8 protein-coding genes are annotated in these 11,455 nt (G+C 73.3%); 2 read left to right on the top strand and 6 right to left on the bottom strand.

From position 1 onward, the window contains the following. Positions 1 to 260: 260 nt before the first annotated feature. Positions 261 to 1,787, bottom strand: coding sequence for an alpha/beta hydrolase (locus tag IAG44_RS35850; RefSeq protein ID WP_187751229.1), 1,527 nt, complete (start codon positions 1,785 to 1,787; stop codon positions 261 to 263). 166 nt (positions 1,788 to 1,953) lie between these two features. Next, positions 1,954 to 2,277: an antibiotic biosynthesis monooxygenase family protein gene (locus tag IAG44_RS35855; RefSeq protein WP_187751230.1), complete on the bottom strand. Its 324-nt coding sequence runs from the start codon at positions 2,275 to 2,277 to the stop codon at positions 1,954 to 1,956. Positions 2,278 to 2,396: 119 nt separating this feature from the next. Between IAG44_RS35855 and IAG44_RS35860 the strand changes: the two genes are divergently transcribed. Beyond that, the gene (locus IAG44_RS35860) at positions 2,397 to 4,595 is read left to right on the top strand and encodes an MMPL family transporter (protein ID WP_187751231.1); all 2,199 of its coding nucleotides are present in this window, start codon (positions 2,397 to 2,399) and stop codon (positions 4,593 to 4,595) included. On the opposite strand, the gene IAG44_RS35865 is transcribed toward IAG44_RS35860, so the two are convergent. Together IAG44_RS35865 and IAG44_RS35870 are read right to left on the bottom strand one after the other, a co-directional pair. After that, the gene (locus IAG44_RS35865) at positions 4,592 to 5,728 is read right to left on the bottom strand and encodes a hypothetical protein (protein WP_187751232.1); all 1,137 of its coding nucleotides are present in this window, start codon (positions 5,726 to 5,728) and stop codon (positions 4,592 to 4,594) included. The genes IAG44_RS35860 and IAG44_RS35865 overlap by 4 nt on opposite strands. Before the next feature lie 92 nt (positions 5,729 to 5,820). Next, positions 5,821 to 6,846, bottom strand: coding sequence for a 3-oxoacyl-ACP synthase III family protein (locus IAG44_RS35870; RefSeq protein ID WP_187751233.1), 1,026 nt, complete (start codon positions 6,844 to 6,846; stop codon positions 5,821 to 5,823). Between the two features lie 465 nt (positions 6,847 to 7,311). Between IAG44_RS35870 and IAG44_RS35875 the strand changes: the two genes are divergently transcribed. Beyond that, positions 7,312 to 8,676, top strand: a complete 1,365-nt coding sequence (locus IAG44_RS35875; protein WP_187751234.1) for a class I adenylate-forming enzyme family protein — start codon at positions 7,312 to 7,314, stop codon at positions 8,674 to 8,676. Positions 8,677 to 8,680: 4 nt separating this feature from the next. On the opposite strand, the gene IAG44_RS35880 is transcribed toward IAG44_RS35875, so the two are convergent. Both IAG44_RS35880 and IAG44_RS35885 read right to left on the bottom strand, forming a co-directional pair. Further along, positions 8,681 to 10,252 (bottom strand): acyl-CoA dehydrogenase family protein, encoded by a 1,572-nt coding sequence (locus IAG44_RS35880; RefSeq protein WP_187751235.1) that lies wholly within the window; start codon positions 10,250 to 10,252, stop codon positions 8,681 to 8,683. Continuing rightward, complete coding sequence (locus IAG44_RS35885) at positions 10,242 to 11,219, bottom strand: ACP S-malonyltransferase (RefSeq protein ID WP_246562283.1); 978 nt, start codon at positions 11,217 to 11,219, stop codon at positions 10,242 to 10,244. Before IAG44_RS35885 ends, IAG44_RS35880 begins: the two co-directional genes overlap by 11 nt. Between the last annotated feature and the right edge of the window lie 236 nt (positions 11,220 to 11,455).

Here is an 11,455-nt window from a genome sequence, read left to right on the forward strand (position 1 = left end):
CATGGGAGCTTGTACCTTCAAGTAGACGTGAAGGGGTTGTGGAGATGGTGAGGGGTGGTGGGAGGGCGCGTGGTGCGGGGCGGGCTCCCGGAGAGGTATAGTTGATCTCACGCCGAAGGGCCCAACTCGGGCCGGACGGCAGTGCGTTGGTAGTCCAAGGAAAGACGCCCCGCTTCCTGCGGGGAGATGCAAGTGCAAGGCTTGCCCAGCGCTCAGATGCCGAAGGCCCCGCTTCCTGGGAAGCGGGGCCTTCGGTCATGTCAGGGCCGGCAGGTCACGTCCCCGGCGGGCAGGCGGCCCGTCGCGAAGTAGGCGCGGACCTGGTCGTCGGCGCACTCGTTCCCGTACACCCCGAACACCGCGTGCTGCGCCGGGCCCTCCAGGGTGACCAGGCGGGACGACGGCCAGTTCCGGCGCTGGGCCAGCGCACCGGCGTGGATCGTGCGCGGGTCGCCGGTCGCGCTGACCAGGAGCGCCGGGAAGTCGCCGCGGACACGCGTCGGGGCCTCACGCGGGGCGTCCCAGAAGGCGCACGGGGAGATGTTCCGGGTGAGCGGCGCGAGCAACGGGTCCGTCCGCCGGCCCTCCTCGATGTCACGCCGGTACACCTCCGGGTCGCGCGGCCCCGCCACGTCCCCGCACAGGATCGCCGACTGGACGCTGCCGTACGACGAGTCCTCCCCGGTCAGCACGAACCGCAGCGTCTGAGCCAGCGCCGGGGACGGCTCGACCGGCCTGCCCTGCGCGGCACGCGCCAAGTCCCGTATCGCGCGGGAGAATTCGCCGTACGCCTGGTCGTTGTCCTGGGAGAGGCCGCTGAACAGGATCACCGGGACGGCCCGGTCGTCGACCCGGTAGGGGCCCACCGCCAGGGGTGCGCGGGACGACGCCTCGTACACGCCGGTCACCGTCTTGAGCACGGCGTCCCTGCTCGCGCCCAGGCCGAACTCCGCGTGCCGGGACGCCGCCCAGGCCGCCCAGTCCTCCAGCGCCGCCCGGTTCGCGGACTCCATCGGGCGCAGCAGGCGGGGGGAGTAGTCGGCCGGGTCGATGACGCCGTCCAGGGTCATCCGCTCGACGCGGCGCGGGAACATGGTGGCGTACACCTCGCCGAGGTAACTCCCGTACGAGTAGCCCAGGTAGGAGATCTTCCGCTCGCCCAGCGCGGCCCTGATGACGTCCATGTCGCGGGCGGTGTTGCGCGTCGTCGCGTACGGGATGACATCCCCGGCGTTGCGCCGGCACCGCTCGGCGAGGTCCCGCGCGAAGGCCGCCGCCCGCTCGAATCTGGCGCCCGCGCCCCAGAGCGACGTCCCTGTCGGCCACTCGCAGTCCAACGGCGTGCTGCGCCCCACGAACCTCGGGTCCACCCCGACGATGTCATACCGGCCCGCGACCTCCTTCAACGCCCCCCGGATCCACGGCGGATCCCCGATCGTGGCCCCGCCGGGACCACCCCCGTTCAACAGCAGCGGGCCGACCCGGTGCGCGGTGTCCGTGGCCCTGATCCGCGACAACGCGACCTTGATGGTCCGCCCGCCGGGGTTCGTGTAGTCCAACGGCACCGTGACATCGGCACACGTGGCGCCCGCCCGCTCCAACTCCTTCCCGGTGGTGTCGTCCGGCCCCGTCACGCAACTCTTCCAGTCGAGCCGCTGGCTGTGGAAACGGCTCAGCGGATCGGCGGCGCGGGCGTGGGCGTCGGCTTGGGCGGTCGGAGCGGTCAGCGGGAGCGCCGCGAGGGCGAGAACTCCGCACAGAGCAAGGCGAGTCGATAAAGTCTTCACGCAACATCACGTTAGGGAGCGGGAGTTACCGGCACACTCCGACAACCCCGCTGTTCCGTCCGGGTGTCACCCCCCTTGCGCGCGCCGCCGGGACCCGTTAACGCCCGGAAGACAAACCGCGGCCGGGCGCGCGGAGAGATGCCCCCGCACGCCCGGCCCGTTTCGCTTACTCGCCCTTGGGCCCCGCCTGCTGGACCACCTCGAACGACCACAGCTGCGAGGCGGAGGACGCCGGCTTGGGGCGTTCGCCGTCGGCGCCGCCCTGGTGGGCCTGCTTCATGGGGCCCTCCATCCATGCCTGGAAGGACGCCTCGTCGCGCCAGCGGGTGTAGACGAGGTAGGTGTCGGTGCCCTCGACGGGGCGCAGGAGTTCGAACCACTCGAAGCCGTCGGAGTTCTCGACCGCGTGGGCGCGACCGGCGAACCGCTTCTCCAGCGTCTCGCGCTGCTCGGCGGGGACGGTCAGGACGTTGATCTTGACTACGCTCATGCCCCCATCCTGCCGCTCGGGGAGTCCGGGGACGCACACCGCCCCCCGGTCCACGACATGCGCCCCCTCACCCCCTGCCCGACACTGAGCCCGGGGGCCGCACGTGAGGAGCGTCTTGTATGGCCTCGTTGCTCTACCGGCTGGGTAAGTGGGCCTTCCGGCGGCGTTGGTATGTGACGGGGCTGTGGGTCGTGGTGCTGGTAGGGCTGGGCGCGGCGTCGGCGGCGGCGCCCGAGGCGCCGAGTACCGCGTTCTCGGCCCCCGGCATCGAGGCGCAGCGCGCGTTCGACCTGATGGACGAACGGTTCCCCGGCGCGCAGGCGAACGGCGCGACCGCGCGGCTCGTGTTCGTCGCGCCCGAGGGGCAGAAGGTGACGTCCGCCGAGAACAGGGCGGCGATCGACAGGGCCGTCACCCGGGCGGCGGCCGGCGCGCAGGTCGCGTCCGCGGTGGGCCCCTTCCAGGCGGGCGCGGTGAGGGAGGACGGCTCGACGGCGTACGCGACGGTCACGTACAAGGTCGCCGCCGACGACCTGACGGACGCGGCGAAGAGCACGTTGCGCGGCGCGGCCCAGGACGCGAGGGCCGCCGGCCTGACCGTCGAGGCGGGCGGCACGGCGCTGGCGGAGTCGCCGAGCGCGGGCGGAGCCGGCGAGGTCGTCGGCATCCTCGTCGCCGCCGTCGTCCTGCTGGTCACGTTCGGTTCGATGGCCGCCGCCGGACTCCCGCTGCTCACGGCCGTGCTCGGCGTCGGGCTGAGCATGACCGCGATCACCACTCTGGCGAGCCCTCTCGGCCTCACCTCGACGAGCAGCACGCTCGCGACGATGCTGGGCCTGGCCTGCGGCATCGACTACGCGCTGTTCGTGCTGTCCCGCTACCGCGAGGAGCGCGCGAACGGGCACGCGGAACAGGACGCGGCGGGCCTGGCCGTCGGCACGGCCGGTTCCGCGGTCGTCTTCGCGGGCCTCACGGTCGTCATCGCGCTGGCGGGCCTGTCCGTCGTCGGCATCCCGATGCTCACGAAGATGGGCCTGTGCGCGGCGGGCGCGGTCGTCGTCGCCGTCGCCGTGTGTCTGACGATGACGCCGGCGCTGATCGGGTTCTGGCCGCGCGCGGTGCTGTCGCGGCGCTACCGGCTGACCGGGCGGCGGGTGCAGGGCGTGCTGGGCAACCGGGGCAGCCGGTGGGCGGAGTTCGTGCAGCGCCACCCGTTCCCCGTGCGGTTCACGGCGATGGCCGCCCTGATCGTCCTCGCGATCCCCGTCCTGCACCTGCGGCTCGGCATGCCCGGCGACGAGGTGAAGTCGACGGCGACGACCGAACGCCGCGCCTACGACGACCTGGCGCGGGGCTTCGGCCCCGGCTTCAACGGGCCCCTGTCGATCGTGGTCGACGCGAGCAGGGCCGACGACCCGAAGACGGCCGTCTCGGCGATCGAGACGAAGGTCAGGGCGACGAAGGGCGTCGTCTCGGTCACCGCGCCGCGCTTCAACCGGGCCGGCGACACGGCCGTCTTCTCCGCCGTGTCCGCGTGGGCGCCGACCGACGAGAAGACCGAGGACCTGGTCCACACGATCCGCGACCACCGCGAGGGGACGGTCGCCGGGACGGGGGCGACGTTCGAGGTCACCGGCACGACCGCGCTGAACATCGACGTCGCCCAGAAGGTCCGGCGGGCGCTGGTCCCGTACCTGATCGTCGTCGTCGGGCTCGCGATCCTGCTGCTGCTCGTGGTGTTCCGGTCGATCTTCATCCCGCTGAAGGCGGCGCTCGGCTTCCTGCTCTCCGTGCTCGCCGCCCTCGGCTGCGTCGTCGCCGTCTTCCAGTGGGGCTGGGGCGCCTCGCTGCTGGGCGTGGAGACCACCGGCCCGATCATGAGCATGATGCCGATCTTCCTCGTCGGCATCGTCTTCGGCCTCGCGATGGACTACGAGGTCTTCCTCGTCTCCCGCATCCGCGAGGCGTACGTCCACGGCCAGGGCGCCGGGGAGTCCATCACCACCGGCTTCCGCTACAGCGCCCGGGTCGTGGCCGCCGCCGCGCTCATCATGATCTCCGTCTTCGCCGGCTTCGTCACCGCCGACGAGTCGATGATCAAGATGGTCGGCTTCGGGCTGGCCGTCGCCGTCCTGTTCGACGCGTTCGTCGTCCGCATGGCCTTCGTCCCCGGCGTCCTCGCCCTGCTCGGTGACAAGGTCGCCTGGCTGCCCGGGTGGCTCGACCGGATCCTGCCGCACCTCGACGTCGAGGGCGAGGCCCTGAGCCGGGCCCACCCGGCCCCGACCCCGCAGGCGGGGACGGAGCGAGCCGGCTAGCAGACGTTCTGACTGCTGTTCACCAACTGGATGTTGCGGAACGTGGTGTTGGTCCCGCACGGGTTCTCGGTGATCCGCGAGTTCGTCACCGTGAGGTTCTGGACGGTGATGTCGGCGTTGTTCGGGAACTCGGACCGGGCGGCGAGGCGGATCTCGCCGCCCCCGGAGACCGTGCCGCCGCTCGCCGCGAGGTTGACGTTGTAGCAGTTCTCGATGAGGACGGCGTTGTTGCCGGTGTTCGTCAGGCTGATCCGGTCGATGACCGCTCCGCCGCTCTCCGACACGCAGAACACGCCCCGCCCGCCGCCGCGCGCGACCACCTCGCCGACGCGGATGTTGGTCGGGTAGGAGTTGCCGATGCGCCCGTTGCGGTTGGCCATCCGGAACGCGGCGTACCCGGTCCCGGCGCCCGCCCCGTCCGCGTCGACCTTCGTCACGGACGCGTTGATCGTCTGGTTGAGCAGCAGCCCCGACTCGCCGACGTTGCGCGCGGTGACCGTGCCGACCGTCAGCCCGTCCACCCCGTACGTCTCGACGGCGTGACTGGACGCGCCGGACACGTACACGTTGTCGATGCGGACGTTGCGGGTCCACTCGGCGGTGTTGCCCCGGTTGTCGACGCGCACGCCGAGCCCGGCCGACAGCCGCATGTCGAGCTGGCCGAGGACCACGTTCTGGACGTTGCGCAGGAAGACCCCGTACAGCGGTGAGCCGGTGAGGTTGAGGTGCTGGACCTCGATGTCGCGGGTGCCGCGCGAGTACACCGGCGCCTGGTCGCCGGAGCCGCTGCCGGTGACGTTGATCGTGCCGCACACGTCCAGGACGGTGTAGCTGGGCAGGGAGACGCGCGAGCCCGCGCCGATGCTGCCCGACCCCCTCACGACGACGCGTTCCTTCGACGTCCGGTTCGCCGTCAGGCTGTTGACGGCCGCCTGCATCGCGGCCCGCATGTCGGTGCCGGTGTAGCTGACGGTGCTGCCGCGCCGCGCGGTCCAGGTGGAGCCGTTCAGGACGGCCTCCGCCTGGTAGGCGCCCTCGCCGCAGGCCGCGGCCCGCGCGGTGGGGGAGTGGGCGAACGCGAGGCCGCCGGTGAGGAGGGCGAGGGTGGCCGCGGTGGTGCCGAGTCTGCGCATGGGGTTCTCCTGTGGGGTCGGAGAGGTGCGGGTGGAAAGCGCTTTCCCGGGAGTGTGGCCAGAGCGGCGGCGGGCGTCAAGGGTTTGCAAAGTCAGCGCAGTTGGAGGTGGCCGGCGGCCGGTGCGACACGGATCGCGGGGGCGCCGGTCCAGCGCAGCAGCGTCGTCCCCCAGGTGACCCCGCCGCCGAACGCGATGATCACGACGAGGTCCCCGTGGCGCAGCCGCCCCTCGGACGCCGCCTTCGCCAGCGCGTAGGGGATGTTCGCCGCGCCGATGTTGCCCACCTCGTCACCGACCACGATGAGCTGACGGTCCGTCACCCCCATCTGTCGCGCCGCCTGTTGGAGCAGCACCGGGTTCGGCTGGTGGGTGACGACCAGCGCGACGTCGGCGAGGGTGACCCGGCCCTGGCACAGGGCGTGGGCCAGCATGCGGGGGAAGACGTCCAGGATGAAGTCCCGAACCGCCTTGCCGTTCATGGTGATCCGCTGGCCGTCGGCGTTCACGGGGAGCCGGCTGCCGCCCGCCGCGATCATCGCGTGGTCCGCGTACCGGCCGTCCGAACCGAGCGTGAACGGGCCGAACCCGAAGCCGTCGGCGACCGGACCGAGGAGGGTGGCCGCCGCGCCGTCGCCGAACAGGGACGCGGTCGCGCGGTCGGCGGGATCCACGAACTTCGAGTACGTCTCCACGCCGACCACCGCCGCATAGCGGGCCGAGGGGTCGCCGGCCAGCCAGTCGCGGGCCACCCGCGCCCCGAACAGCCAGCCCGAGCAGGCCGCCGTCACGTCCAGCGCCACCGCGTGCCGCGCCCCCACCAGCGCCTGCACCCGGCACGCCGTCGCCGGGCCCAGCTCGTCCGGCGTGGAGGTCGCCGCGACGATCAGACCGAGCTGTTCCACCTCCAAGTGGGCCGCCGCGAGCGCCGACTTGAGGGCCGCCGCGCCCAGGTCCGACGCGGCCTCGTCGGGCGCCGCCGCGTGCCGGGCCAGCACCCCCGTCCTGGCCGCTATCCACTCCGCGGACACCCCGGCCGCCGGCGCGACCTCGTCGTTGGTGCGGCGGCGCCGCGGCAGATAGGAACCGGCGCCGACGACGCCGACCGATGCGTTCATCACGAGGCCCTTCGGGAACGGGAGTCGAGGGGCGGCGCCGCACGGGTCCGTACCGGCCGAGGAGGGGACAGGATCCGGTGATCCGCCCGGCGCCGCTCCTGACGTTCTCGCACAGGACCGCGACACCGGGCGAGGCGCGCGCGAAGCAGTACGGCTCACACCCCGCCCCGCGCGAGCCGGGGGCGCACCCCACGGGGGTGCCCGACGCACGGGACGGACACCCGCCCGTCGGCGCGCGCCGCAATGCCGACCACGCGTCCTTTACAGGCGGCGATCAGGTGGTTTGACTGGGAGAGGTCACCATCCGGTGACGCCTGGTGACCGTGGGTGCGCACCGCTTCGGCTGTCTGCCTTTTCTCTTGCCCGAGCCGGCGACCCCCTTTCTCCCGTCCGGCCGATCCCGCCGGACGCGTCCCGCGCGTACGTACGACTGCTGCTGCTCATCAAGCCGACCACGAAAGGCAGTTGACGTTGAGCATCCTCACGCCGCCCGAGGAACAGGTGGCCGACTACCTCTCCACCCGCGTCGACACCGACACCGGGCAGCCGGTGCGCCGGCTCGGACTCGCGGACGTGCGGGAGGCGTTCGCGGCCGCCGGCCTCACCCCCGGCAGCCCGGTCCTCATCGCCGTCACCGACGCCCACACCCAGCTCACCGCCTTCCTCGCCGCCCACTACGCGGGCCTCGTCCCCGTCCTGCTGCCCCGCGTCTGCCCCGAACACCGCCGCCGCATCGTCGCCGACGCCCTCGGCGCCGCCGCGCTCGCCACCACCGCCCCCGGCTTCGTCGTCCGCCGCATCGCCACCGGCCACCCGCGCCTGTACGAACCCGGCCAGGCCATCGTCATGACCTCCGGCAACTCCGGTACGGCCAGCGGCTGTCTGCACCGGGTCTCCGCGCTCTTCGACAACGCGCGCCGGCACGCCGAGGCGATCGGGCTGCGCGGCACCGACACCGTCTGGCTCAACCTCCCCATGCACTACTCCTTCACGCTCGTCGCCCAGGCCCTCGCCGGGATCGTGACCGGCGCCAGACTCGTCCTGAGCGGACCCCCGTTCGACCCCGCCGCCTACCGCGAGGGCCTGCTGCGGCACGGCGTCACCGTCTCCTCCCTCTCCCCGTCCCTGGTCCGCTCGTTCCTCGACGACACCTACGAACTCCCCTCCTCCTTACGGGTCTTGACCGTCGGCGGCGACGCCCTCGAAGCCACCCACGTCAAGGAACTCCTCGCCCGCCACCGGGGCGGCGAGCTGTACCTCACCTACGGTCTCACCGAGGCGGGACCCCGTGTCTCCACCCTCGCCGCCCACCGCGAACCCCCCGAACGCCTCACCTCCGTCGGCCTCCCCCTGCCCGGCGTCGAGGTCGCCGTGCGCGGCGAGGGCGCCAAGGGCGAACTGCTCGTGACCACACCCACCGCGATGGTCCGCCGCGTCGGCCACGGCGCCGCCGGCCGGCGCGGACTCGTCGCCGCCGACACCGTCGCCACCGGCGACGTGTTCCGCGTCGACGACAGCGGCCACCTGTTCTTCTGCGGTCGGCTCTCCGACTTCGTCGTCATCAACGGCGACCGCGTATCGCTGCGCTGGGTACGGGAGTTGGTGGGCGCGCTGCCCGGTGTGCTGCACGTGCGGACCGAGATCGTGCACGCCGACGCCGGGCGCGGTGGCGTCGGACGGCAGCGGTACCGGCTGCACGTCACCGCGCGCGAGGCCAGCCAGACGATCCGCGACCAGGTGACCCGGCGCCTCAAGGAGGTGCTGCTGCGGGTGGAGTTCCCCTGCGACGTGGTGGTGCGCGAACTCCAGGCCAACGAGTTCGCCAAGTGACCCGTTACGGGGCGAAGTTGTTCCACAGGGCCGTCGCGTAGTCCGGGGCGCCGAGCGGGGGAGCGGCGCCCTCGGTGTCGAAGGGGGCGGTGAGCGCGTCCAGTCGAGGAGCGAGGTCGGCGCAGAGGCGGTCGATGGCGTCGGGGAGGGCGCGTACGTCGTCGGGGGTGAGGGTGCCGGTGGCGACGAGGCGTCCGGCGAGGCGGTCGGCCTGGAGGAGGCCGAAGAGGACGGCGAGCGGGTGGGCCGTCAGAGTGCCCGCGAGCAGGGTCGCCGCCGTCGCCTCGCCGAGTTCTTTGAGGCGGGGCAGGTGATCGGGCGAGGCGTCCGCCGCGAGCCGCAGCTCGTGCGCGCGGGCCACGCTCGGCCACCACGCCGGGTCCGTCAACTCCCTGGGGATCACCGGCTCTTCGCCGCGCACGCCGGTGAGCGTCGCGCGCCCCGTGTCCAGGAAGATCAGCGCGTTGTCGCCGCCCGCGACGGTGAACGCCCGCGCCGCCCCCAGGTACCCCTCCAACAGGTTGACGTCGAGGAACCCCGCCAGCCCGCAGTGGCGCCGGCACACCTCGACGACCCGCGCCGCCTCCTCCGTAGACGCCGCCTTGAGCAGCGCCAGCGAGGCGTCCACGGCGACCCAGGGCGACAGCGCGCCCTCGCCGGCGTCCTCGCCCGACGCCCGCGTCCGCCACGCCGCGAGCGCCGCGTCCGCCGCGCACGTCAGCGCGTGCGCCCCCGACAGCGCGCCCAACAGCGCACGCCGGTGCGTGAGATGGGCCAGCAGCGGCTCCCCCGACGGCGTTGGACGGCGCTTGGCGAACCGGAGCGCGGAGACGGCCGCCCGCCGGGACATGGCGGCCATCGCGGACGGCACCGTCGCCCACAGCGCCTGCCCGACCGACATGGTCCGCCGCAGCCGCGCGCCGGGCGAGCCCAGCGGGTCGGTGAAGCGGCCGTCGGTGTCGATCGCCGCCCCGTCGGACAGCCAACGCCCGTACGGCACCCGGCAGTCGCGGAACCGGATCAGGCCGTACGTCAGCGGCAGCGCGCTCGCCGTCAGCGGGGCCGAGATCTCCACGCCGGGCGCGGCCCGCTCGCCGTCCGTCAGGTCCACGAGGAACGCGAACGTCCCGTGCGTCACCCCGCCGACCACCACCCGGGCGATCACCGCGCCCAGCGTCGGCACCCCGCCGGGCGTCACGCTGGAGAACTTCGCGGCGTCCGCGTCCGGGGTGTCGATCACGAACTCCCGTGTCACCGGGTCGAATTCGGCGGTCGTGCGCGCGCCCAGGTGACTGCCCGCGCGGCCGATCTCCGTCACCAGGAACACGCCCTTGGCGACGCCGCCCTCCAGGGCCTCCCGGCACGGCTTGAGGCAGGCGTCGTCGGTGCCGAAGGAGACGACGGCGTTCAGGCACAGGACGTAGTGGTTGACCAGCGCCATGTAGAGCGCCGGGTGCCGGACCGCGGCCCTCGCCTGGACATCGGCCAACCGGTCGATGTCGCGCAGGAGTTGAGCGGCGTCGCCCAGAGCGGCGGCTTCGCGCAGCAGGGCCGCGGGGACCTCGTCACCTGCCATGGGACACCTCCGCGAACCCGTCCGCCGACAGCGCCGCCACCGTCGCGACGTCCCGCCCCGCGAACAACTCCCCGGCGCTGCGGGTCAGCGCGCTCCCCGTACCCGCCTCCACCACGACCGCCGGACCGCCCTCCACCGCCCGCCGCAGCGCCCCCGGCAGCCGCGCGGGCCGCGTCAGACCGTACGAGAGGACTTCCCGCACGTCGTCGTCCGGCCGGTACGCCCGCCCCAGCACCGAGGAGTACACCGGCAGCCGGGCCGCACCCACCCGGACGTCCCGCATCGCCTCGACGAACCGCCGCGCGTCGGCGCCGAGTTCGGGGTGGTGGCACAGGAACGGCAGGCGCAGCCGGACGACCGGCAGGGCCAGGCCGAGGAGGAGCTGTTCGGCGAGGGTGACGGTGTCGGGCGGGCCGGTGAGGATGATCCGGCGGTCGTCGTTGACGCAGGCGAGCGCCAGTCCGGGCAGGGCCAGGGCCGCGAGGAGCCGGCCCGCCTCGGCCTCCGGGTCGCCGTCCACCGCCGGCGCCTCCACCAGCAGCATGCCGCCCGGGTGGCCGGTGAGCGCGCGGGCCACGAGGCAGGCGACGCGGGCGCCGTCCGCGACGTCCAGGACACCCGCCGCGACGCAGGCCGCGATGTCGCCGAAGCTCATGCCGACGACCCGGTCCGGCGCCAGCCCCGCGCGGCACAGGGCCCGGTGGACGGCCACCGAGCACGCGAACAGCGCGTACTGCGCGGTGCCCGGCGGGCCGTCCGCCAGCTCCCGCGCGCTTCTCAACTCGCCGCTCAGCAACTGCGAGACGACCGGGCCCACCCCGAACTCCGCGACCACCGCGTCCCCTTCGGCGCCGACCTCCTCCAACGCCTCCTCCATCACGTCCTGCGTGTCCAACGCCCTCAGCAGGGGCGCCAGCGTGAAATCACCCTGCCCCGCGAAGGCGTGCACCACCATCCGACCGCTCACCACGACGACTCCCGCAACTCGGCTGCGTCTACGCGTACTTCGTACTTCGTGCCTCGTGCTGAGACCTCAGCACAGCCGGAGCGGGCGGCGGGAGAGCGCGCGGCGGCAAAGGGGAGCGGACTCCGGCGCGCACCGCCCGACGCGGGCCACGGCACCGGGGGCGACTGGGCCCGGCTTCGTGCGGCGGCCCGACCTCGGTCAACCGGCTCCGCACGGCTCGGGCGTGCTCAACCGGC

The sequence above is a fragment of the Streptomyces roseirectus genome (assembly GCF_014489635.1).
GTDB classification, from domain to species: Bacteria; Actinomycetota; Actinomycetes; order Streptomycetales; family Streptomycetaceae; genus Streptomyces; species Streptomyces roseirectus.